Here is a 21,591-nt window from a genome sequence, read left to right on the forward strand (position 1 = left end):
CCTTTGGAAGAAACCGCTATAGATTTCGGCCATGACAGTGCGGAACATTTTCATGAAGACAGGATCGGCGGGCAGACAAAAGCACCAATGGGCCCTGCGCCTGCTGATGATCCTTGCCATCGGCATTTCAGCCTTTGCCGCCCAACCGGCCGAGGCGCAGGAACGCCGCACGCTGTTCAACCTCCTGTTCGGCAGGCGCGAGCCGCCGCCCGTTTATGACGATACCCCGATCTACGAACCGCGCCAGCGCAGACAGCCGCAACAGCGCGATAAACCGCGAAAGGCGCGGCAGAAGGCAAAGCCGGTGCCCGCCGAACCTGCCCCGGTCGTGGTCGAAAAGCTGGATACCGCCAAGAAGGTACTCGTTGTCGGCGATTTCGTCGGCGACAGCCTGGGTGACGGGCTGAAGACCGCCTTCGAGACGACGCCGGGCATCGTCATCGAAACCAGGGCGAATGGTTCCTCGGGCCTCGTCCGCGACGATTATTTCGACTGGCCGGCCAATCTTCCGGGTTATGTCGCCGAGGTGAAACCCTCCCTGATCATCGTCAGCCTCGGAGCCAACGAGCGCCAGCCGATGTCGATCGGCGGGGAAATGGAGAAATTCCGCACCGATCGCTGGTTCACCGAATATACACGCCGCGTCGCGGCCTTTGCGACCCTTGCCCACGGCCAGCAATTGCCGCTGCTCTGGGTCGGCATGCCCCCCTTCCAGTCGTCCTCGATGACAGCCGACATGGTGACCCTCAACGGAATTTTCCGCGCCGAGGCGGAAAAGGCCGGCGGTACCTTCATCGATATCTGGGAGGGTTTTGTCGACGAGAGCGGAAAATTCGTCATGACCGGCTCGGACATCAATGGCCAGCAGGTCCGTCTGCGTGGTTCGGACGGCATCAACCTGACCAAGGCCGGCAAGCGCAAGCTTGCCTTCTACGTTGAAAAGGACATTCGAAAGCTGCTCGGCGCCACGGCCGCCGGCGGGGAGATGCCCGGCAAGGACGGATTGAAGGATCTGGTCACGGCACCGCCGATTGCCATCGAGGATATCGTCCAGACCCAGCCGATCAGCCTGATCGACCCCGATCTGGATGGCGGCGCAGCGCTCCTGGGTGGAGAGGCGACACTTGCCGGCAACGGCAAGAGCGCCCGCGACCGGCTGGTCGAAAAGGGCGAGATCGCCGCGGCCCCGGCCGGCCGGGTCGATGATTTCCGCCTGGCAAAACCGGAAACGGTGATCAGCAACCCGGTGATCCGCAACTGACCCACCCTTGAGCCGCCCGAGAACCGGCCGTCAGGCCTCCTAGCGCGGCAGGACCGTCGCGCCCATCAGTGCCTCGTCGATCGCGCGTGCGGCCTGGCGGCCCTCACGGATCGCCCAGACCACCAGCGACTGGCCGCGGCGCACGTCGCCGGCGGCCCATAGCTTGTCGAGCGAGGTCCGGTAATCCTTGTCGTCGGCAACGACATTGCTGGAGCCGCGCCGGTCGGTGTGGATCACCAGCTTGTCGCCGAGATCCTTGAGGACGCTGCCGGTGAACGGGCCGCTGAAGCCGATGGCGATGAAGGCGAGATCGGCCTTGATGACGAACTCCGTGCCGGCGATCGGCTTGCGGCGCTCATCGACCTGGCAGCACTTGACGCCGGTAAGCACCCCGTCCTCGCCGACGAATTCGAGCGTCGCCACCTGGAACTCGCGCACGGCGCCTTCTGCCTGGCTGGAGGAGGTACGCATCTTGGTTGCCCAGAACGGCCAGACGGCGAGCTTGTCTTCCTTTTCCGGCGGCTGCGGACGGATGTCGAGTTGGGTCACCTTGACGGCACCCTGACGAAACGCCGTGCCGACGCAGTCGGATGCGGTATCGCCGCCGCCGACGACGACGATATGCTTGCCGCCCGCCAGGATCGGATCGGACGGCCAGCCGACACTGTCGATATTCTCGCGGCCGACACGACGGTTCTGCTGAACGAGATAGGGCATCGCATCATGAACGCCGGCAAAATCGACGCCGGGAATTCCGGCATCGCGCGGCGTTTCCGAGCCGCCGCAATAGAGCACCGCGTCATGGCTTTCGATCAGGCTATCGACGGTCTGATCGACGCCGACATTGACGCCGCAGTGAAAGCTGACGCCCTCGCCACGCATCTGGTCGACGCGACGATCGATGAAGTTCTTCTCCATCTTGAAATCCGGAATGCCGTAGCGCAGCAGGCCGCCGGGCTTGCTCTCGCGCTCATAGACATGAACCTCGTGGCCGGCTCGGGCAAGCTGCTGGGCGGCCGCCATGCCGGCCGGTCCCGAGCCGATGATCGCGACCTTCTTGCCGGTCTTGATGACGGCCGGCTGTGGCACGATATAGCCCATTTCATAGGCCTTGTCGGCGATCGCCTGCTCGACCGTCTTGATCGCCACGGGCGCGTCCTCGAGATTGAGCGTGCAGGCCTCCTCGCAGGGCGCCGGGCAGATGCGGCCGGTGAATTCGGGGAAATTATTGGTCGAGTGCAGATTGCGGATCGCCTCGTCCCAATTGCCCGTATAGACGAGATCGTTCCAGTCGGGGATCTGGTTGTGCACCGGACAGCCGGTCGGACCGTGGCAATAGGGAATGCCGCAATCCATGCAGCGCGCCGCCTGCTTCTGCACCTCCGGCTCCGACATCGGAATGGTGAATTCGCGGAAATGCCGAATGCGGTCGGAGGCCGGCTGATACTTGGCCAGCTGCCGGTCGATTTCCAGAAATCCAGTTACCTTGCCCATGTCTTCACCCCTGCTCCGCTGTCTCCAGCTAATATTTCGAAAGGCTCGCCAAGCTGGATTGGGTTTCTTCGCCCCATTCAGAAAATGGGTTAAACCTGTTCCACATAGCCTCCCGTGCAGCTTCTTCCGCAGGATGGACCGTGATGATCCCATCTCTTTCCTGACGGAGGATGATTTCAGTTCCTTCAAGGAAGAAGTCATCCGGAATTGCCACGAGACGGCGCTTGCCCTCTCTAATGATACTGATCTTGCATTCTTTCGATTGTGGTCCCATCGGCGCCTCCATTATGAGCTGAACTCATAACATAAGGCGCCGACAAGAAACTATTCTGCCGCCACGCCCATCCGCATGCGCTCCATCTCTTCCAGTGCCCGCCGGTATTCGACCGGCATGACCTTGCGGAATTTCGGCCGGAACTCGACCCAATGGTCGAGGATTTCCTTGGCGCGCGGCGAGCCGGTATAGTGCAGATGGTTGGAGATCAGCTGGTAGAGCCGCTCGTCGTCGTGGCGGGTCATGTCGCCCGACACGTCCACCCTGCCCTTGTGCATCAGGTCGCCGCCGTGATGATGCAGCTTCTCCAGCATGTCGTCCTCTTCCGGAACCGGCTCGAGTTCGACCATCGCCATATTGCAGCGCTTCGGGAAATCGTCGCTTTCGTCGAGCACATAGGCGACGCCGCCCGACATGCCGGCCGCGAAATTGCGGCCGGTTTCGCCGAGCACCACGACCACGCCGCCGGTCATGTATTCGCAACCATGATCGCCGACGCCCTCGACCACCGCGACGGCGCCGGAATTGCGCACCGCGAACCGCTCGCCGGCGACACCGTTGAAATAGCATTCCCCGGAGATCGCCCCGTAAAGCACCGTATTGCCGACGATGATCGATTTTGCCGCGACGATCTTCGAATTTTCCGGCGGGCGCACGACGATACGGCCGCCCGAAAGCCCCTTGCCGACATAGTCATTGCCGTCGCCGGTCAGTTCGAACGTGATGCCCCGCGCCAGAAACGCGCCGAAGGACTGGCCGGCCGTGCCGCGCAGTTTTACCGTGATCGTGTCGTCCTTCAGCCCCTTGTAGCGATAGCGTCGCGCGACTTCGCCCGACAGCATGGCACCGGCCGATCGGTCGACATTGCGGATATCGACCGCGATGGAAACCGGCGTCTTCTGTTCGAGCGCCGGCATTGCCTTTTCGATCAGCTTGCGGTCGAGAATATCGTCGATCGGGTGGTTCTGGCGCTCGGTCCAGTAGGTCTTTTCCTTCGGCGCATCGACCTTGTGGAAGATACGGCTGAAATCGAGTCCGTTGGCTTTCCAGTGCGAAATCATCGCGTCCTTTTCCAGGAGTTCGGAAAGGCCGATAATGTCGTCGAACTTCGCGAAGCCCAGCGACGCCATGATTTCGCGCACTTCCTCGGCGACGAAGAAGAAATAATTGACCACATGCTCGGGCGCGCCCTTGAAGCGCTTGCGCAGAACCGGGTCCTGCGTCGCCACGCCCACCGGGCAGGTGTTCAAATGGCATTTGCGCATCATGATGCAACCGGCGGCAATCAACGGCGCCGTCGAGAAGCCGAATTCGTCGGCTCCCAGCAGCGCGCCGATGATCACGTCGCGACCGGTCTTCAACCCGCCGTCCACCTGCAGCGCGATGCGCGAACGCAGCCCGTTCAGCACCAAGGTCTGATGGGTCTCGGCAAGGCCAATTTCCCAAGGGCTGCCCGCATGCTTCAGCGAGGTCAGCGGCGAGGCGCCGGTGCCGCCGTCATAGCCGGAAACGGTGATATGATCGGCGCGCGCCTTGGCGACGCCGGCGGCAACGGTGCCGACGCCGACTTCGGAGACGAGCTTGACGGATATATCCGCCTGCGGATTGACGTTCTTCAGGTCGTAGATCAGCTGTGCCAGATCCTCGATCGAATAGATGTCGTGATGCGGTGGCGGCGAGATCAGCCCGACGCCGGGCGTCGAATGACGCGTCTTGGCAACGGTCGCATCCACCTTGTGGCCGGGCAGCTGGCCGCCCTCGCCGGGCTTTGCGCCCTGCGCCACCTTGATCTGCAGCATGTCGGCATTGACCAGATATTCCGTCGTCACGCCAAAGCGGCCGGAGGCCACCTGCTTGATCGCCGAGCGCTCCGGATTGCGCGAACCGTCAGAGAGCGGCAGGTAGCGGTCGGCTTCCTCGCCGCCCTCGCCGGTGTTGGATTTGCCACCGATGCTGTTCATGGCGACGGCCAGCGTCGTATGCGCCTCGCGGCTGATCGAACCGAATGACATGGCGCCGGTCGAGAAGCGCCTGACGATATCGGCAGCGGGCTCCACCTCGTCGATGGAAATCGGCTTGCGGCCGATGGTCTCCGCGCCTTTGATCGAGAACAGGCCGCGGATCGTGTTCATGCGCAGCGCGGCGCCATTGACCAGGTCGGCAAATTCCCGGTAGCGGTCCTGCGCATTGCCACGCACGGCATGCTGTAGCGAGGCGACCGCATCCGGCGACCAGGCATGGCCCTCGCCGCGCATCCGGTAGGCATATTCGCCGCCGATATCGAGCGTGCGGTTGAGCAGCGGATCCGAACCGAAGGCCGCCTGGTGGCGGGCAAAGGTCTCCTCCGCGATGGTTTCGAGACCGATGCCTTCGATCTGGGTTGCCGTGCCGAAGAAATAGCGATCGATCAGATCTCTGGAAAGCCCGACCGCATCGAAGATCTGGCCACCGCAATAGGACTGGTAGGTCGAGATGCCCATCTTCGACATGACCTTGAGGATGCCCTTGCCCACAGCCTTGATGTAGCGATAGACGACTTCGCTGCCATCGACTTCCCTGGGAAATTCGCCGCGCTTGTGCATGTCGGTCAGCGTGTCGAAGGCGAGATAGGGATTGATCGCCTCGGCGCCATAGCCGGCCAGAAGACAGAAATGATGCACTTCGCGCGGCTCGCCGGTCTCGACGACGAGGCCGACCGAGGTGCGAAGGCCCTTGCGGATCAGATGGTGGTGGACGGCGGCCGTCGCCAAGAGCGCCGGGATCGCCACCCGATCCGGGCCGATCTGCCGGTCGGAGAGCACGATGATATTGTAGCCGCCCTTGACGGCGGCCTCCGCCCGTTCGCAGAGCCGGTCGAGGATTTCGAGCATGCCCTCGGCGCCACGCGTCACATCATAGGTGAAATCCAGCGTCTTGGTGTCGAACCGGTCTTCCGTATGGCCGATGGAGCGGATCTTCTCGAGATCGGCATTGGTCAAAATCGGCTGGCGCACCTCAAGCCGCTTGGCATGGGCGGCGCCGACATGATCGAGGATATTCGGGCGCGGGCCGATGAAGGAGACGAGGCTCATCACCAGTTCCTCGCGGATCGGGTCGATCGGCGGATTGGTGACCTGCGCGAAATTCTGCTTGAAATAGGTATAGAGCAGCTTGGTCTTGTCCGACATGGCCGAGATCGGCGTATCGGTGCCCATCGAGCCGATCGCTTCCTGCCCAGTGGTCGCCATCGGCGACATCAGGATCCGCGTATCTTCCTGGGTATAGCCGAAAGCCTGCTGACGATCGAGCAGCGACACGTCGCGGCGCAAGGCCCTCGGTTCCACCGGCTTCAGGTCCTCCAGGATCAGCTGGGTATTGTCGAGCCATTGGCGATAGGGATGCCGGGTGGCGAGCGAGGATTTTACCTCCTCGTCGGAAATGATGCGCCCCTCTTCCATGTCGATCAGAAGCATCTTGCCCGGCTGCAGGCGCCATTTCTTGACGATATTCTCTTCCGGCACCGGCAGCACGCCGGCTTCGGAGGCCATGACGATGCGGTCGTCGTCGGTGACGAAATAGCGTGCCGGGCGCAGGCCGTTGCGGTCGAGCGTCGCGCCAATCTGCTGGCCGTCGGTAAAGGCGACGGCGGCCGGCCCGTCCCAGGGCTCCATCAGGGCGGCGTGATATTCGTAGAAGGCCTTGCGTTCCGGGCTCATCAACTGGTTGCCAGCCCAGGCTTCCGGGATCAGCATCATCACCGCATGGGCGAGCGAATAGCCCCCCTGCACCAGGAATTCGAGCGCATTGTCGAAACAGGCCGTGTCGGACTGACCCTCGTAGGAAATCGGCCAGAGCTTGGAAATATCGGCGCCGAACAATGGCGAGGACACGGACGCCTGGCGCGCCGCCATCCAGTTGACATTGGAGCGCAGCGTGTTGATCTCGCCGTTATGGGCGACCATGCGGTAGGGATGCGCGAGCTTCCACGAAGGGAAAGTATTGGTCGAGAAGCGCTGATGCACAAGCGCCACGGCGGTCTCGAAGCGGGGATCGGACAGATCCTTGAAATAGGCGGCCACCTGATAGGCAAGAAACATGCCCTTGTAGACGATGGTCTTCGACGACAGCGACACCGGGTAGAAGCCGGTATCGGCGCCTTCGAAGGCGTCGTAGATGCGGTTGGAAATCACCTTGCGCAGGGTGAACAGCCGGCGCTCGAACTCGGCATTGGTGGCGGCGTCACGGCCGGCGCCGATAAACACCTGCAGATGATAGGGTTCGGTCGCCGCGATATGCGGCGCCTTGGAAAGCGAGGAATTGTCCACCGGCACTTCGCGATAGCCGAGCAGCACCTGGCCTTCCTCGGCGACGACCTCTCCGATCACCTGCTTGAAATGGGTGATCTGCGCCTCGTCCTGCGGCATGAACAGATAGCCGACGGCATAGTTTCCGGCCTTGGGCAGGGTAACGCCCTGAAGCGCCATCTCCTCGCGGAAGAACCGATCGGGGATCTGCACTAGGATACCCGCACCGTCGCCCATCAGGGGATCGGCGCCGACGGCGCCGCGATGCGTCAGGTTTTCAAGGATGAACAATCCGTCCTTGACGATCTGGTGCGATTTCTTGCCCTTCATATGGGCGACGAAGCCGACGCCGCAGGCATCATGCTCGTTTCTCGGGTCATAGAGACCCTGTTTTTGCGGCAGGCCGGGAAACGTGCTGGCTTTCCCGACCGACGCCGTCCCGCGTGTGCTGTCGGTTCCATTCACGGCAGATGGCGTAAACTCCGTCATCGTCTTCCCTCCTGTTGATCCGAAGTCCGGCCAGCATTGGCGGATAGACTACCCACCTTCACCGGCACAATCGTGACATGGTCCTGAACAGTCGCAAAAAGGCGCGCACCGCGTCAGGCAAAGAAATCCCTAACCGTCGCGATTGCCGTGGCTGCGCCGCTCTCCGCTCGCGCCCGCCTGCAATAGTGCCCGCGCCGCTATGGCGGCGCCCGGCTTTCCGGTCTGTGGACCGAAATAGGACAGCAAGACTGTCCTATTTCATAGGCTCTATGCCAGAAACCGCGATCCATCGCAAGAGTATCATATTAAAAAAATCAGGAAGATTTTGCCGAACATTACGAAAAATTGCGTGTTTTGGTAATTTTGTTTCGATATCGACGCAATTTCTTCGTTTAGCTTTCAAACGGCCAGGGCAGCGAGGATGGCCTCCCAGCAGACTTGATTGCCGCTCCCACATGCTTATGGTCTTACGCGGACCGCATCCCTTTCCATCCCAGACAGGACTTCCGATGATTTTTTCCTCCGACAACTGGGCGGGCGCCCATCCCGTGATCGCCGAGAGCCTGGTCAAGGCCGCCGGCGGCTTTGCCTCCGCCTATGGCACCAGCGACCTCGACAGGAAGGTGGAGAAAAAACTGTCCGAACTGTTCGAGCGCGATGTTGCCGTGTTCTTCGTGGGGACGGGCACCGCCGCCAATTCTCTGGCGCTCGCCAGCGCCAACCGGCCCGGCGGCCATGTCTATTGCCATCGCGAGGCACATGTGAATGTCGATGAATGCGGCGCACCGGAATTCTTTTCCCACGGCAGCCGCATGGCGCCGGTCGATGGCCCCTTCGGCAAGATGGACCCCGCTAGGCTGGAGGCCGACATCGGCCGTCTCCTTCACGGCGGCGTCCATGGCGGACAGCCCATGGCCGTCACGCTGACCCAGGCGACCGAGGCCGGCACCGTCTACAGCCTTGCGGAAATCGACGCGATCGCCGCCATCGCCCGGAATTTCGCCGTGCCCCTGCACATGGACGGCGCCCGTTTTGCCAATGCACTGATGGCGCTCGATGCGACGCCCGCCGAAATGACGTGGAAGCGCGGCGTCGATCTCCTCTCCTTCGGCGGCACCAAGAACGGTTGCTGGTGCGCCGAAGCCCTGATCCTGTTCGATACCGCCAAGGCCGATCAGATGGCCTATATGCGCAAGCGCTCCGCCCAGCTCTTCTCCAAATCCCGCTTCATCGCCGCCCAGTTCGACGCCTATCTCGAAAACGGCCTCTGGCTCGATCTGGCGCGCCACGCCAATGCCATGGCGGCAAGGCTTGCCGAGGGCATTCAGGCATCGACCAGCGCACGCCTTGCCTGGCCGGGCGGCGCCAACGAGGTTTTCGTGATCCTGAAGAAGTCCGTGGCGGGAAAACTCAAAGCCGAGGGCGCCGTCTTCTATGACTGGCCGATCCCGCAGGCCCTGTCCGGCGCAATCGCCGCCGACGAGGGCCTCCATCGCCTGGTCACGAGCTTTGCGACGACAGCGGACGACGTCGAGCGGTTCATTGCCGCCTGCTGAGCGACGCGGCCGCAACAAAAAGGCGGCGCCCATCCGGACGCCGCCTCATCAAGCCTGGATCATGCCGAACGCTTAGTTGGCGCTGGCTTCGATCTGGGGTGCCTCGACCTGCGTGGTCTCGATCTGCTTGGCATTTGCCTTTGCAGCGACGATCTCGATGCGGCGCGGCTTGGCCGCTTCCGGGATTTCGCGCAGGAGATCGATGTGAAGCAGGCCGTTCTTCAGCGAAGCCGACTGGATTTCCACGTGATCGGCAAGCTGGAAACGGCGTTCGAAGGCACGCTTGGCGATGCCACGGTAGAGGAACTGGTTCTCCGTGGTCTTTTCCTCGCCCTTCTCACCCTTGACGGTCAGCGTGTGCTCGCGTGCTTCGATCGAAAGTTCGCTTTCGTCAAAGCCGGCGACGGCCATGGTGATCCGGTAGGTGCTGTCGCCCGTCCGCTCGATATTGTAGGGCGGATAGGTCTGCGACTGGTCCGGCTGGCCGAGACTGTCGAGCATGGTGAAGAGGCGGTCGAAACCGACGGTGGAACGGTAGAGTGGGGAAAAATCAACGTGACGCATGATGTCCTCTTTTGAGCAACTGCTGTGCGATCTTGGTCTTGCTACCCCGAATGCGGCGGCGGCAGGACCGGTGAACGGGCCCGTCTTCGGCGCCCGTGAGGATGAGATGGGAATTGCTTTTGGGCTGTTCAAGACCCCAGCGAAACAGCGCTGCCAAGCGATCCGGCGAAAGCATAGGCCGCATCGCCCATCCTAAATGCAGGATGAACGGCCGGTTCCATCTCGGTTCAGCTTCATTCGCCTAAAACGGTCTTATCGGACGAAGCAGGCATTGGCGGTGAACGTCCCTTCTCCCGCCTGTGCCGGCCAACCGGCCGAACCTCTGGCCGGAAGCGACACCAGTCCCGTCGTTTCCGGCCTTTTTCCTTTGACCGTCCACCGCGCCTTGCCTATGTGTCGATGAGGCACCTTTCCTTAATCCATATGGGGCAAGGATTGGTTCTCCGTCAGCCTGCCTTTGCCTGCGTGGCTGCGCAATGATCCGCCGGACAAGACCCTGCCATGACGCCCAGCCTTCACGCCACACCGGACAATCCGATCCCCGGCAATCACAAGACCGGCTATTTTCAAGGCGTCGGAAACCGCAATATCCGCTATGCGATCTTCAAGTCGGAGAGCACGATCGCCAAGGGCACGGTGGTGCTTCTGCAGGGGCGCAACGAATCGATCGAGAAATATGCCGAGACCATCGGTGAACTCACCGCCCGTGGCCTCTGGGTGGCGACGTTCGACTGGCGCGGCCAAGGCGGCTCCGACCGGTTTCTCAAAAATCCCCGCCGCGGCCATGTCCGTCGCTTCCGTGACTATGAGCGCGACCTATCGACCTTCCTGGAACAGATCGTCCTGCCCGATACCCGCCTGCCCTTCTTCATGCTGGCCCATTCCATGGGCGCCCTGATCGCGCTGTCGCAGGCGCCGCTTCTGGCAAGTCGCATCGAGCGGCTGGCAATCTGTGCCCCCTTCGTGGCGCTGGGCGGCCAGAAGATCGGCCACGGCATGATCGGCTTTCTCGCCGCTCTCTTCAGCCTCTGCGGCCTCGGCTCCCTGCCGCTGATGCGCGACAGGGGCTCGCTGCCCTTCTCGCAGAACCTCCTGACTTCGGATGCCAAACGCTTTTCCCGCAACAGGCGGCTGACAGACGCCCATCCTGAACTCGCGCTCGGGCCACCAACCGCCCGCTGGCTGCACGAAACCTTCAAGGCGATCCGGCGCGTATCGAGCCCGGAGCATCTGACCCGCATCCGCGTGCCGACGATCCTTCTGGCGCCGACCATGGACAGCCTGGTGCCGCATCTCGCCGTCGAGGCGCTCGCCCGCAATTTCCGCGCCTGCCACATGATCCCCATCGACGGCGCCCGCCACGAATTGCTGCAGGAAGCCGATCACTACCGCGCCCAGGCCATCGCCGCCATCGAGGCCTTCATTCCCGGAAGCGAGGGCGAGAGCCTTGGGGCTACGCAGGACGCGAAGGCCTCCAATTGACGAAAAGACCGAGGCCTGAAAGATACTCCGACGCCTGCCGCCTTTGCTCGAGGATTTGCCCTTTCCCGGCCGAATTTCAAGCATCCGCCGGTAGCGAGCGATTTTCACGAGACGGATAGATGGAAAAAAAGACACAGCCGTTCAAACTTGCTCTTCCGGCGCGGTCGCTAACCTATCCCAAGGCGAACGTCTTCATCGAAGCGCCGGCGAAGATCGGCGCCCATCTCAGCATGAACGGATTTATCGGCGCCTATACCTACATCCGTACCGGAGCGAGCATCGGCGGCCACACAAAATCGATCGGGCGATATTGTTCGATCGCTCCGGGCGTACGTGTGGGCGATGGCCACCATCCTCTCGACTGGCTGTCCTCCCACCCCTTCCAGAGAGGCGATGCCTTCTGGTTTACGGACGAACCGGAAAAGGCGCAGCCACTGAAATTCCCGCCGAAGCGCAGGATCGTCATCGGCAACGATGTCTGGATCGGGGCAGCAGCCCTGGTCATGCCGGGGGTGAGGGTCGGCGACGGGGCGGTGCTGGCGGCCGGATGCGTGGTGACGAAGGATGTTCCGCCCTATGCGATCGTTGCCGGCGTTCCGGCCCGCATCCTCAGATACCGGTTTGAGCCCGCCATCATCGAGCGGCTGCACGCGGCGCAATGGTGGCGCTACACGGCCTCCTCGCTGGCCGGCCTGCCGTTCAAGGATATCGAAAGGGCATTGACGGAACTGGAGGCGCGCAAACGCAGCGACCGGCTTCGAAGGATCGATGCCGATCTATACCATGTGACAAGGCGGTCCTCCGCCATCGTCACTGACCCGTCCGAGCGCCGCCGCATCCTCGACGAATTCGCCGCGCATTGCGATCTCACGGCAAGCGGTAACAGGCCGCTGCCGCAACAGGCCCTCCATGCCACGCGCCGCCTCGGGCGGATCGTCGGCAAGCTGCTGCCCTGAAGGCATTGGATTCCTCGGATCGCATTCCGCGTTTCAGCCCTTCAGCAGCGCCAGCGCCTGGGCATGGATTTCGCGGCTGCCGGCGGCGATGATTTCGCCGCCCATCTCGGCAGGACCGCCGTTCCAGTCGGTAATGATGCCGCCAGCCTGCTCGATCAGCGGAATGAGCCCGCCGACATCATAGGGCTTGAGGCCCGCCTCGATGACGATGTCGATATGGCCGGACGCAAGCAGCGCGAAGGCGTAGCAGTCGCAGCCATAGCGCGCCAGTTGCACCCGGCTTTGAACCGCCTCGAAGCGTGTCTTGATGTCGCCGCCGTAGAGATGCGGCGAGGTGGTGAACAGCGTCGCCTGCGAAAGATCGGCGCAAGCGCGCGTCGCAATCCTCCGGTCGCCGCCGGGACCCTGGTAGAAGGCAGCCGTGCCATCTGCGAAATAGCGCTCGCCGGTAAAGGGCTGGTCCATCAGCCCCATCACCGCCTCGCCCTTGTGGTAGAGGCCGATCAGCGTGCCCCAGACCGGCAGTCCAGAAATGAAGGCGCGCGTGCCGTCGATCGGGTCGATCACCCAGACATGGTCGCGGTCGAGCCCGACATTGCCGAATTCCTCGCCGAGAATCCCGTGGTCGGGAAAATGCTCCTCGATCAGCGCGCGGATCGCCGCCTCGGCGGCACGGTCGCCCTCGGTCACCGGGTCGAACCCCGCAGCCTCCTTGTTGGCGACGCTGATGCCGGTGCGAAAGCGCGGCAGGGTTTCGGCCTTGGCTGCATCCGCAAGGCGGTCGAAGAATTCACGGTCCGGCTGCATGGAACCTCACGATCTGAGCGGGAAAGCTGGTTGTGCTTAGGGCAGTTTTTCGCGCAAAGGAAGCCCACGGCGAACATTCGGCGCGCGCCCCGCCTATTCGGCGGCGAGCGCCGGGTTGACGGCATATTTCTCCGCATGGAAGGCAAGACCGCCTAGAAAGGCGCGGATGGCATCGGCAAGCTTTGAAAATCCCGGTTTCTTGCGCAGGGTCACCTCGTCGATATAGAGGCTGCGGTTGATCTCGATCTGCAGCGCATGCAGGCCGCGCGCCGGGCGGCCGTAGTGTTCGGTGATGAAGCCGCCGGCATAGGGCTTGTTGCGAGCGACCGAAAAGCCGAGATCCTCGAGCACGGACACGGCCATCTGCGACAGGTCGGCCGGAGCGCTTGTGCCGTAGCGATCACCGATGATGAAATCCGGCCGCCGGCCGCTGCCCGCCAGGCGGATATTGCCGGGCATGGAGTGACAGTCGATCAGGATGGCAAGTCCGAACTGCACATGCGTGCGGGCGATCAGCCGGCGCAGGCAGGCGTGATAGGGCTTGTAGATCGTCTCGATCCGCTCGAGCGCATCCGCAATCGGCAGGCGGCCGCGATAGATCTCCATGTTCTCGGCCACCAGCCGCGGCACGGTGCCCAGCCCGCCGGCGACCCGCATCGAGCCGATATTGGCATAAGGCGGCAAGGGCCCGTCGAACATGCGTGGGTCCAGTTCGTAAGGCTCGCGATTGACGTCGAGAAAGGCGCGCGGGAAATGGGCGAGCAGCAGAGGGGCGCCGAGATCTGTCACACAATGGAACAGCTCATCGACGAAATGATCCTCGGAACGGCGTATGGAAAGCGCATCGAGACGCGACTGCTCGAGAAAGGAAGGAGCGTAGGCCCGGCCGCTATGGGGGGAATTGAAGACAAAGGGAATGCGCTGCATTTCCGGCTCGCGAACTTCGAACTGTTCGGTCTCGCTGACGTTATGCGCCATCGCAGCCCTTTTTTACCATGTCAGTGTCTCCATGCTTCGCGCATGTTGCCAGTTGGGGGCATCTGTGTCCATAGTCCCGCCTGCCGGTGGCGGGGGCTTGATCTGTGCTCTTCACCGGATATTTACTCAAACGCGGTTTGATCGTTCGACCGCAATTCCCGACATCGACATGCAAGGTGCAACGGCTTTAATCCATGAGTCCAAAAATTCTCCTCGCCGAAGACGATAACGACATGCGCCGCTTCCTGGTGAAAGCCCTGGAAAAAGCCGGCTACAAGGTCCTCTCCTTCGACAATGGCGCAAGCGCCTACGACCGGCTGCGTGAAGAACCCTTCTCGCTACTTCTGACCGATATCGTCATGCCGGAAATGGACGGCATCGAGCTTGCCCGCCGGGCGACCGAGCTCGACCCGGACTTGAAGGTCATGTTCATCACCGGTTTCGCCGCCGTGGCGCTGAACCCCGATTCGAAGGCCCCGAAGGACGCGAAAGTGCTTTCCAAGCCTTTCCACCTGCGCGATCTCGTCGATGAAGTGAACAAGATGCTGGCCGCCTGAGGCCCGCATCCAAGGCGTCCGAAGGGTCACGAAACTTCCTGTCAAAAAGCCGGTGAAAGCCTATTGACGCGATTGGATGTTTTGTGATCTATGCGCCGCATCGGATGGGCGTGTAGCTCAGCGGGAGAGCACTACGTTGACATCGTAGGGGTCACAGGTTCAATCCCTGTCACGCCCACCATCCGATCTTCTCGACTGATGAATGGGCTCCTTCGGGAGCTTTTTTCATATGTGGCCCAACAAGGTCATCGCCTTATGAAGGATTGCTGCGCTCAGCACATCCGGCAGGCATCGCATGGTGCGAAAATCCGATCCCCCCAAAATTGGCTCACCGAATCATGCACGCGATAATTCGGGTTCACAATGCGTTCAGCTTCCCGGGAATAATCCCGTATCCGGCCTCGACCAGGGGCTGCTACCGGGAGATAAGATTTTGAAAAATTATAGATCCATATTGATTGCAGCCGGCATGTTGGCCATCAGCGGCGGGGCGGCAGGCGCGCAGACCGTCGGCGATTGGGTGCTCGGCAACTACAAGGGCGCGGGCTACTGGTTTCCGGGCGTTGCCGAGAAGGTCCAGGGCGGGAAGGTCACGATCCGATATGACGACGGTGATCGCGAAACCGTGAGCGTGGATGACGTCCGCCCCTACAACTGGACGATCGGCATGAAGGTGGAGTGCAACTACAAGAATGCCGGTGACTGGTATGGCGGCACCATCACGTCGCTGGGCGGCGAGAAGATCGGCATCGCCTATGACGATGGCGACAAGGAAGTGACCAAGACGGGCCGTTGCCGTTCGCGGTGATCGATTCTCGGATGGTCCGTAGGTTCACGGATTTGCCCGTCGCTTCACTGCGGCGGGCTTTTGCGTTTCGGACGCCGTCCGACCAGGATGCCATACGTCCCGCGTCAATGGAACATTTCTCCCTTGTTTCGGTTCACTCCGTGAAAGGAGACATGGCATGGAAAACTATCTCTGGCTTTTCGCCACCGCCGGCGGCGCCGCCATCCTGGGCCTTGCCATCGCCTATGCGATGATGCGGCAGAAGCGTCTTGATCCGGTGGAAAAGCAAATGCAGGACGACAAGGTCAAGCATCTCTATCACAAGCACTGAGCGCAAACGCGCATCGCCGGCGGCAGGGCCTTGGGCGGGCGGCCGCTCTCTCGGCCATCACGCTTTCAAAAAACGCGACATATTGTTACGAAAATCGTGACGTCGGCGCAGTTTTGCGCTAGGAACCGCTGCAATTGCGATCTGCGATCGCCATATAAGCCGCATCTCCGGCCGCAGCTCAAGGATATGTCCATGCCCGCCTATCGTTCCCGCACCACCACCCATGGCCGCAATATGGCCGGCGCCCGCGGTTTGTGGCGCGCAACGGGCATGAAGGATTCGGATTTCGGCAAGCCCATCATCGCGGTGGTCAATTCCTTCACGCAGTTCGTGCCCGGCCATGTGCACCTGAAGGATCTCGGCCAGCTTGTCGCGCGCGAGATCGAGGCGTCCGGCGGCGTCGCCAAGGAATTCAACACCATTGCAGTGGACGACGGCATCGCCATGGGCCATGACGGCATGCTCTATTCGCTGCCTTCGCGCGAACTGATCGCCGACTCGGTCGAATACATGGTCAATGCCCATTGCGCCGATGCCATGGTCTGCATTTCCAATTGCGACAAGATCACCCCCGGCATGCTGATGGCCTCTCTGCGCCTCAATATCCCGACGATCTTCGTGTCCGGCGGGCCGATGGAGGCCGGCAAGGTCGTACTGTCCGACGGCAAGATCCATGCGCTCGACCTGGTCGATGCCATGGTCGCCGCTGCCGACGAGAGCATGTCGGACGAGGATGTCCAGACCATCGAACGCTCCGCCTGCCCCACCTGCGGCTCCTGCTCGGGCATGTTCACCGCCAATTCGATGAACTGTCTGACGGAGGCGCTCGGCCTGTCGCTGCCCGGCAACGGCTCGACGCTTGCCACCCATTCCGACCGCGAAAAACTGTTCCTGCAGGCCGGCCGCACCATCGTGGGGCTCGCCAAGCGCTATTACGAGCAGGACGACGACACCGCCTTGCCGCGCACGATCGCCTCCAAGGGGGCTTTCGAAAACGCCATGGCGCTCGATATCGCCATGGGCGGCTCGACCAATACCGTGCTGCATATCCTGGCCGCCGCCCATGAGGCGGAACTGGATTTCACCATGGACGACATCGACCGGCTGTCGCGCCGGGTTCCCTGCCTCTCCAAGGTCGCTCCGGCGAAGGCCGACGTCCATATGGAGGACGTGCACCGCGCCGGCGGCATCATGGCGATCCTCGGCGAACTGAACCGCGCCGGCCTCCTGAACGCCGACCTGCCGACCGTGCATGCAAAAACGCTGGGCGATGCCCTGTCGCAATGGGATATCGCCGTTACCGACAATCCCGCGGCGCTCGAACTGTTCAGCGCGGCCCCTGGTGGCATCCCGACCCAGGTCGCCTTCAGCCAGAGCGCCCGCTGGAAGGAACTCGATTTCGACCGCGAAAACGGCGTCATCCGCGATGCCCAGCACCCCTTCTCCAAGGATGGCGGGCTTGCCGTGCTGAAGGGCAATATCGCGCTCAACGGCTGCATCGTTAAGACCGCCGGCGTGGACGAATCGATCCTGAAATTCTCCGGCCCCGCCCGCGTCTTCGAAAGCCAGGATTCTTCGGTCAAGGCGATCCTTGCCAACCAGGTCAAGGCCGGCGATGTCGTGGTCATCCGCTATGAAGGCCCCAAGGGCGGTCCGGGCATGCAGGAAATGCTCTATCCCACCAGCTATCTGAAGTCGAAGGGACTGGGCAAGGCCTGCGCGCTGATCACCGACGGCCGCTTTTCCGGCGGCACGTCGGGCCTCTCGATCGGCCATGTCTCGCCGGAAGCCGCCAATGGCGGCCTGATCGGCATCGTGCGCGAAGGCGACATGATCGATATCGACATTCCCAACCGGACGATCTCGCTACGCGTCGACGAAACCGAAATCGCCGCCCGCCGGGCCGAACAGGATGCCAAAGGCTGGAAGCCGACCGAGCAGCGCAAGCGCAAGGTAACGACGGCGCTGAAGGCCTATGCCGCCTTCGCCACCTCCGCCGACCGCGGCGCCGTGCGCGATCTCGGAGAACACTGAGGATCAGGGGCTCCTTCGGGAGCCCTTTGACAATCAACTAAGCCGAACCGCCGCCGCATTGGCAATGGCGCGTTCCTTCCGGCTCTCTCTGCCAGCAGTCGCGTCACCCCGCCCGCAATCCCCTTACTGTCGCACAAAACAAAAAAGGCGCCCAGCCGGAGCGGACGCCCTTTTGTCGTCGATCTCTTCCGGCCTATGCCGCCTGTTGCGACTCCATATAGGCCAGTTCCCAGACATGGCCGTCGGGATCCTGGAAGCTGCAGCCATACATGAAGCCATAGTCCATCACCGGCCGCCAGGGCTTGGCCCCGAGCGCAAGCGCTTTTGCCAGCGTCTCGTCGACCTCCGCCCGGCTACCGGCCGAAAGGCAGGTCAGCACTTCCGTTCCCCGGGCCGGATCGCTGATCTCGCCCGTCAAAAATTCCTTGAAGCGCTTTTCTTCCAGCAACATGACGAAGATATTCTCCTCGACGATCATGCAGCCCGTATCCTCGCTTGAAAAATCCGGATTGAAGCTGAAGCCCAGCCCGCCGAAGAAGGTCCTCGATTTCTGAATGTCCTTCACCGGCAAATTCACGAAAATCATGCGCATATCGGTTCTCTCCTTTTGTGTTGAATTGTCCGCCGCATGCGGTGCCTACGCAAGCGCCAGAAGATCGACGCGCAACCGGCCGGGCCGGCCCTCGCCCAGCGCCTCGTCGATCTCGGCATGGGTCTTCGTCCAGATCGGCATGGCGCTCGCCAGGAGGGTCTGGCCGGCCGGCGTCAACTTCATTCGCCGCAGGCGGCGATCGCGGTGATCGGTGATGATTTCCAGCAGCCCGCGCTTTTCCAGCGGCTTCAGTGCCGCCGTCAGCGTCGTGCGGTCCATGGCGAGAAGTGCGGCGACCGGCGCCATCGCCGGCGGCTCCGGCCGGTTGAGCGACATCAGCAGCGAAAACTGCCCATTGGTCAGGTCCACCGGCCGCAGCGCCTCGTCGAATTTGCGCGCCAAAGCCCGCGCCGCGCGCTGAACATGAAGGCACAGGCAGGTATCGCGAACATGAAGGGTCGTCTCGAAGGGAATCACGGCAGGCTTTGACATGGCGGTATAATGTTGATATCAACCTATCTAGTCAAGCGGAACGAAACGCGATTTCTGGAGGAGAAAGACCGATGTCGGACAATTCGATTGTATCCCGCGACGAATGGCTGGAGGCCCGCAAGACCCTCCTCACCCTGGAAAAGGAAGAGACGAAGCTGCGCGACAAGATTCGCGCCGAACGCCTGAAGCTTCCCTGGGTCCGGGTCGACAAGACCTATCTGTTCGATACGCCGCAGGGCAAAAAGTCACTGGCGGACCTGTTCGACGGTCGCAGCCAGCTGATGATCTACCATTTCATGTTCGGACCCGATTGGGACGCCGGCTGCCCCGGCTGCTCCTTCCTTTCCGATCATATCGACGGCACGCTCCCCCATCTCAACAATCACGACGTGACCTATGTCGCCGTCTCGCGCGCGCCGCTCGAAAAGATCGAGGCCTATAAGAAGCGCATGGGCTGGAAATTCCCCTGGGTTTCCTCTTTCGGCAGCGATTTCAATTTCGATTATCACGTCTCCTTCACCGCCGAGGAACTGGAGAGCGGCAAAATCTACTACAATTTCGGGCCCTTGCCACGCGACCAGGCCCATGACGAACTGCCCGGCATGAGCGTCTTTTTTCGCGACGATGCCGGCAATGTCTACCATACCTATTCGGACTATGCCCGTGGCGGCGAGGAGGTCCTGTCGACGCTGATGATCCTCGACCGGGCGCCGAAGGGCCGCAACGAAACGGGGACTCTGAGCTTCGTCAAGCGCCATGACGAATATGAGGAGCAAGCCTCCGGGCAGTCCTGCTGCGCCTGATACCTGCCAATGAAAGAAGCGCCGAAGAGGAGAGCGACGCGATGAAAGCAGACCTTGTCGAGGAGCACCGCTGGCTCGAGCAACTGGTGGGAACATGGCGGGTGACCTTCGGCCCGCCGCCCGAAGCTGGCAAGCAGAAACCTTCCCCTGCATGGCAGGACGAGGCCCGCCTGCTCGGCGGTGCCTGGATCATTTCCGAAATGACCGGCACGATGCCGGATGGCAGCACGGCCACCAATATCCTCGCGCTTGGCTATGATCCCGCCCGTAAACGCTATGTCGGCTCGTTCGTGTCTTCCGCGATGACCCATCTCTGGGTCTATGAAGGCACGCTCGACGAGACCGGCAAGATCCTGACGCTCGATTGCGAAGGCCCGGATTTCGAGGCCGGCGGGAAAACGACACACTATCAGGACATCATCACCATCGAGGATGCGGATAGCCGCATTTTTTCCTCCCGCATGCGGGCATCGGACGGATCCTGGAAACAGGTCATGTCGTGCCGATACACACGCCTGCCCGCACCCTGATCGCCTTTCGGCCCCTGGTCGCCTTTCGGCCAATGGCCGGCAAATCACGGAGATTGCAATGAGCATGACACACGGAAAATTCGTCTGGTATGAACTCATGACCACCGACATGAAGGCGGCGGAGGCCTTCTATACTGACGTCGTCGGCTGGACATCGACAGATTCCGGCAACACGGACATGGATTACACGCTGTTCCTCGCCGAGGGAGTCCGCGTTGCCGGCCTGATGACAATGCCGGCCGAGGCCTTGAAAATGAACGTGCCCCCGGCATGGCTCGGCTATATCGGCGTCGATGACGTCGATGCGTCGGCAAAAAAGCTGGCCGAACTCGGCGGAACCGTGCACCGCGCGCCGGACGACATCCCCGGCATCGGCCGCTTTGCCATCGTCACCGATCCGCATGGCGCCGCCTTCGCGTTGTTCAGGGGGAACGACGGCGACATGCCGGACATCGCCCAACAGGCCAATGGCAATATCGGCTGGCATGAGTTGATGGCCGGCGATCTCGCCACCGAATATCCCTTCTACGAAAAACTGTTCGGCTGGACCAAGGACCAGACCATGCCGATGGGCGAAATGGGTGATTACCAGCTTTTCGCCCATGCCGGCGTTCCGATCGGCGGCATGATGACCAAGCCGGCGAACATGCCGGCACCACCCCATTGGGGCTTCTATTTCAACGTCGAAGCGCTGGACGCCGCAACCGGACGAGCGGAGGCACGCGGCGGAAAAATCCTCAATGGCCCGATGGAAGTGCCCGGCGGCGCCTGGGTGGTCAATTGCGTCGATCCGCAGGGCGCCCATTTCAATCTCGTGTCGATGAAACGCTGAGACAGGCGCATCGCGCGAAAGGCAGGCACCGGCAGGTCCGCGCCGGTGCCTGCCGCCACGTTTGCCAAGCCCTCTTACCGGACAGGAAATCCCATGCGTCTCGACACTATCGAGGTCGTCACCCTCTTCGTCGACGACATCGAAGCGGCAAACATCTTTTACAGCAAGGTTTTTGCGCCTGAAATCCTCTATCGGGACGAGGTCTCCACGGTCCTGAAATTCGCGGGCGTGATGATCAATCTGTTGCAGGCGACACAAGCCCCGCAACTGGTTGAGCCGCTTGTCGTGGCGGCCTCCGGCGCCGGAGCACGGTCGCTTCTCACGATCCGGGTGGACAATGTCGACGCGGCCTGCGCCCATCTCGATACGATTGGCATAAAGCTGCTAAACGGCCCCGTGAACCGCCCCTGGGGCCGCCGCACCGCCGCCTTTGCCGATCCTTCCGGCCATGCCTGGGAATTTGCCGAGCAACTGGCCTGAGCCATCAGG

General features: G+C 61.9%; 20 protein-coding genes and 1 tRNA gene. 13 read left to right on the forward strand and 8 right to left on the reverse strand.

Annotated elements, in window-relative coordinates; all coding sequences use genetic code 11:
* Nucleotides 1-52 precede the first annotated feature (52 nt).
* Complete coding sequence (locus ASD31_RS23595; protein ID WP_056340697.1) at nucleotides 53-1,261, forward strand: DUF459 domain-containing protein; 1,209 nt, start codon at nucleotides 53-55, stop codon at nucleotides 1,259-1,261.
* Between the two features lie 39 nt (nucleotides 1,262-1,300).
* On the opposite strand, the gene ASD31_RS23600 is transcribed toward ASD31_RS23595, so the two are convergent.
* The 3 genes from ASD31_RS23600 to gltB are packed head-to-tail and all read right to left on the reverse strand — an operon-like array spanning nucleotide 1,301 to nucleotide 7,801.
* Entirely contained in the window at nucleotides 1,301-2,755 is a 1,455-nt protein-coding gene (locus ASD31_RS23600; protein ID WP_056339882.1) for a glutamate synthase subunit beta, read from the reverse strand.
* Nucleotides 2,756-2,783: 28 nt separating this feature from the next.
* Nucleotides 2,784-3,029 carry a hypothetical protein gene (locus ASD31_RS23605; protein WP_156392791.1) on the reverse strand — a complete coding sequence of 82 codons (246 nt, stop codon included), beginning with the start codon at nucleotides 3,027-3,029 and terminating at the stop codon, nucleotides 2,784-2,786.
* Between the two features lie 50 nt (nucleotides 3,030-3,079).
* On the reverse strand, nucleotides 3,080-7,801 hold the full coding sequence (gltB, locus tag ASD31_RS23610) for a glutamate synthase large subunit (protein WP_056339889.1): 4,722 nt from the start codon (nucleotides 7,799-7,801) through the stop codon (nucleotides 3,080-3,082).
* Between the two features lie 509 nt (nucleotides 7,802-8,310).
* On the opposite strand from gltB, the gene ASD31_RS23615 reads away from it, so the two are divergent.
* Nucleotides 8,311-9,357: a threonine aldolase family protein gene (locus ASD31_RS23615; RefSeq protein WP_056339891.1), complete on the forward strand. Its 1,047-nt coding sequence runs from the start codon at nucleotides 8,311-8,313 to the stop codon at nucleotides 9,355-9,357.
* Nucleotides 9,358-9,429: 72 nt separating this feature from the next.
* On the opposite strand, the gene ASD31_RS23620 is transcribed toward ASD31_RS23615, so the two are convergent.
* The gene (locus tag ASD31_RS23620) at nucleotides 9,430-9,921 is read right to left on the reverse strand and encodes an Hsp20 family protein (protein ID WP_056339893.1); all 492 of its coding nucleotides are present in this window, start codon (nucleotides 9,919-9,921) and stop codon (nucleotides 9,430-9,432) included.
* 501 nt (nucleotides 9,922-10,422) lie between these two features.
* Here ASD31_RS23620 and ASD31_RS23630 point away from each other — a divergent pair.
* Both ASD31_RS23630 and ASD31_RS23635 read left to right on the forward strand, forming a co-directional pair.
* Nucleotides 10,423-11,403 (forward strand): alpha/beta fold hydrolase, encoded by a 981-nt coding sequence (locus ASD31_RS23630; RefSeq protein WP_056339899.1) that lies wholly within the window; start codon nucleotides 10,423-10,425, stop codon nucleotides 11,401-11,403.
* A gap of 119 nt (nucleotides 11,404-11,522) precedes the next feature.
* A complete protein-coding gene (locus tag ASD31_RS23635) occupies nucleotides 11,523-12,359 on the forward strand; it encodes a CatB-related O-acetyltransferase (protein ID WP_056339902.1) in 837 nt (278 codons plus the stop codon).
* Between the two features lie 33 nt (nucleotides 12,360-12,392).
* Here the strand turns inward: ASD31_RS23635 and hisN are convergent, their stop codons facing one another.
* Nucleotides 12,393-13,166 carry a histidinol-phosphatase gene (gene hisN / locus ASD31_RS23640; protein ID WP_056339905.1) on the reverse strand — a complete coding sequence of 258 codons (774 nt, stop codon included), beginning with the start codon at nucleotides 13,164-13,166 and terminating at the stop codon, nucleotides 12,393-12,395.
* Nucleotides 13,167-13,259: 93 nt separating this feature from the next.
* Nucleotides 13,260-14,144 carry an N-formylglutamate amidohydrolase gene (locus ASD31_RS23645; protein ID WP_056339909.1) on the reverse strand — a complete coding sequence of 295 codons (885 nt, stop codon included), beginning with the start codon at nucleotides 14,142-14,144 and terminating at the stop codon, nucleotides 13,260-13,262.
* A gap of 194 nt (nucleotides 14,145-14,338) precedes the next feature.
* Between ASD31_RS23645 and cpdR1 the strand changes: the two genes are divergently transcribed.
* The 5 genes from cpdR1 to ilvD all read left to right on the forward strand — a co-directional run bounded on the left by cpdR1 (nucleotide 14,339) and on the right by ilvD (nucleotide 17,853).
* Complete coding sequence (gene cpdR1 / locus ASD31_RS23650; RefSeq protein WP_018327941.1) at nucleotides 14,339-14,701, forward strand: response regulator CpdR1; 363 nt, start codon at nucleotides 14,339-14,341, stop codon at nucleotides 14,699-14,701.
* A 106-nt stretch (nucleotides 14,702-14,807) separates the two neighbouring features.
* Nucleotides 14,808-14,882: transfer RNA gene (locus tag ASD31_RS23655), tRNA-Val, on the forward strand.
* 288 nt (nucleotides 14,883-15,170) lie between these two features.
* The gene (locus tag ASD31_RS23660) at nucleotides 15,171-15,509 is read left to right on the forward strand and encodes a tudor domain-containing protein (RefSeq protein ID WP_244483947.1); all 339 of its coding nucleotides are present in this window, start codon (nucleotides 15,171-15,173) and stop codon (nucleotides 15,507-15,509) included.
* A gap of 157 nt (nucleotides 15,510-15,666) precedes the next feature.
* Nucleotides 15,667-15,819, forward strand: coding sequence for a hypothetical protein (locus tag ASD31_RS26405; protein ID WP_200952253.1), 153 nt, complete (start codon nucleotides 15,667-15,669; stop codon nucleotides 15,817-15,819).
* A gap of 192 nt (nucleotides 15,820-16,011) precedes the next feature.
* Complete coding sequence (gene ilvD, locus ASD31_RS23665; protein ID WP_056339916.1) at nucleotides 16,012-17,853, forward strand: dihydroxy-acid dehydratase; 1,842 nt, start codon at nucleotides 16,012-16,014, stop codon at nucleotides 17,851-17,853.
* Nucleotides 17,854-18,046: 193 nt separating this feature from the next.
* On the opposite strand, the gene ASD31_RS23670 is transcribed toward ilvD, so the two are convergent.
* On the reverse strand, nucleotides 18,047-18,445 hold the full coding sequence (locus tag ASD31_RS23670; RefSeq protein WP_056339920.1) for a VOC family protein: 399 nt from the start codon (nucleotides 18,443-18,445) through the stop codon (nucleotides 18,047-18,049).
* Nucleotides 18,446-18,490: 45 nt separating this feature from the next.
* Complete coding sequence (locus ASD31_RS23675; protein WP_056339924.1) at nucleotides 18,491-18,937, reverse strand: MarR family winged helix-turn-helix transcriptional regulator; 447 nt, start codon at nucleotides 18,935-18,937, stop codon at nucleotides 18,491-18,493.
* A 71-nt stretch (nucleotides 18,938-19,008) separates the two neighbouring features.
* On the opposite strand from ASD31_RS23675, the gene ASD31_RS23680 reads away from it, so the two are divergent.
* The 4 genes from ASD31_RS23680 (at nucleotide 19,009) to ASD31_RS23695 (ending at nucleotide 21,582) form a co-directional block, all read left to right on the forward strand.
* Nucleotides 19,009-19,740, forward strand: a complete 732-nt coding sequence (locus ASD31_RS23680; protein ID WP_056339926.1) for a DUF899 domain-containing protein — start codon at nucleotides 19,009-19,011, stop codon at nucleotides 19,738-19,740.
* A 41-nt stretch (nucleotides 19,741-19,781) separates the two neighbouring features.
* Nucleotides 19,782-20,270 carry a DUF1579 domain-containing protein gene (locus tag ASD31_RS23685; RefSeq protein ID WP_056339929.1) on the forward strand — a complete coding sequence of 163 codons (489 nt, stop codon included), beginning with the start codon at nucleotides 19,782-19,784 and terminating at the stop codon, nucleotides 20,268-20,270.
* 58 nt (nucleotides 20,271-20,328) lie between these two features.
* Nucleotides 20,329-21,102, forward strand: a complete 774-nt coding sequence (locus ASD31_RS23690; RefSeq protein ID WP_056339932.1) for a VOC family protein — start codon at nucleotides 20,329-20,331, stop codon at nucleotides 21,100-21,102.
* 93 nt (nucleotides 21,103-21,195) lie between these two features.
* The gene (locus ASD31_RS23695; protein WP_056339935.1) at nucleotides 21,196-21,582 is read left to right on the forward strand and encodes a VOC family protein; all 387 of its coding nucleotides are present in this window, start codon (nucleotides 21,196-21,198) and stop codon (nucleotides 21,580-21,582) included.
* Nucleotides 21,583-21,591 lie beyond the last annotated feature (9 nt).

Source organism: Rhizobium sp. Root482 (assembly GCF_001426565.1).
Taxonomy (GTDB): domain Bacteria; phylum Pseudomonadota; class Alphaproteobacteria; order Rhizobiales; family Rhizobiaceae; genus Pararhizobium.

What these genes read in the sequence shown, in the direction of transcription:
- ASD31_RS23595 (WP_056340697.1), top strand. Translation starts at nt 53, where the DNA reads ATGAAGACAGGATCGGCGGGCAGACAAAAGCACCAATGGGCCCTGCGC.
- ASD31_RS23600 (WP_056339882.1), bottom strand. Translation starts at nt 2,755, where the DNA reads ATGGGCAAGGTAACTGGATTTCTGGAAATCGACCGGCAGCTGGCCAAG.
- ASD31_RS23605 (WP_156392791.1), bottom strand. Translation starts at nt 3,029, where the DNA reads ATGGGACCACAATCGAAAGAATGCAAGATCAGTATCATTAGAGAGGGC.
- gltB (WP_056339889.1), bottom strand. Translation starts at nt 7,801, where the DNA reads ATGACGGAGTTTACGCCATCTGCCGTGAATGGAACCGACAGCACACGC.
- ASD31_RS23615 (WP_056339891.1), top strand. Translation starts at nt 8,311, where the DNA reads ATGATTTTTTCCTCCGACAACTGGGCGGGCGCCCATCCCGTGATCGCC.
- ASD31_RS23620 (WP_056339893.1), bottom strand. Translation starts at nt 9,921, where the DNA reads ATGCGTCACGTTGATTTTTCCCCACTCTACCGTTCCACCGTCGGTTTC.
- ASD31_RS23630 (WP_056339899.1), top strand. Translation starts at nt 10,423, where the DNA reads ATGACGCCCAGCCTTCACGCCACACCGGACAATCCGATCCCCGGCAAT.
- ASD31_RS23635 (WP_056339902.1), top strand. Translation starts at nt 11,523, where the DNA reads ATGGAAAAAAAGACACAGCCGTTCAAACTTGCTCTTCCGGCGCGGTCG.
- hisN (WP_056339905.1), bottom strand. Translation starts at nt 13,166, where the DNA reads ATGCAGCCGGACCGTGAATTCTTCGACCGCCTTGCGGATGCAGCCAAG.
- ASD31_RS23645 (WP_056339909.1), bottom strand. Translation starts at nt 14,144, where the DNA reads ATGGCGCATAACGTCAGCGAGACCGAACAGTTCGAAGTTCGCGAGCCG.
- cpdR1 (WP_018327941.1), top strand. Translation starts at nt 14,339, where the DNA reads ATGAGTCCAAAAATTCTCCTCGCCGAAGACGATAACGACATGCGCCGC.
- ASD31_RS23660 (WP_244483947.1), top strand. Translation starts at nt 15,171, where the DNA reads ATGTTGGCCATCAGCGGCGGGGCGGCAGGCGCGCAGACCGTCGGCGAT.
- ASD31_RS26405 (WP_200952253.1), top strand. Translation starts at nt 15,667, where the DNA reads ATGGAAAACTATCTCTGGCTTTTCGCCACCGCCGGCGGCGCCGCCATC.
- ilvD (WP_056339916.1), top strand. Translation starts at nt 16,012, where the DNA reads ATGCCCGCCTATCGTTCCCGCACCACCACCCATGGCCGCAATATGGCC.
- ASD31_RS23670 (WP_056339920.1), bottom strand. Translation starts at nt 18,445, where the DNA reads ATGCGCATGATTTTCGTGAATTTGCCGGTGAAGGACATTCAGAAATCG.
- ASD31_RS23675 (WP_056339924.1), bottom strand. Translation starts at nt 18,937, where the DNA reads ATGTCAAAGCCTGCCGTGATTCCCTTCGAGACGACCCTTCATGTTCGC.
- ASD31_RS23680 (WP_056339926.1), top strand. Translation starts at nt 19,009, where the DNA reads ATGTCGGACAATTCGATTGTATCCCGCGACGAATGGCTGGAGGCCCGC.
- ASD31_RS23685 (WP_056339929.1), top strand. Translation starts at nt 19,782, where the DNA reads ATGAAAGCAGACCTTGTCGAGGAGCACCGCTGGCTCGAGCAACTGGTG.
- ASD31_RS23690 (WP_056339932.1), top strand. Translation starts at nt 20,329, where the DNA reads ATGAGCATGACACACGGAAAATTCGTCTGGTATGAACTCATGACCACC.
- ASD31_RS23695 (WP_056339935.1), top strand. Translation starts at nt 21,196, where the DNA reads ATGCGTCTCGACACTATCGAGGTCGTCACCCTCTTCGTCGACGACATC.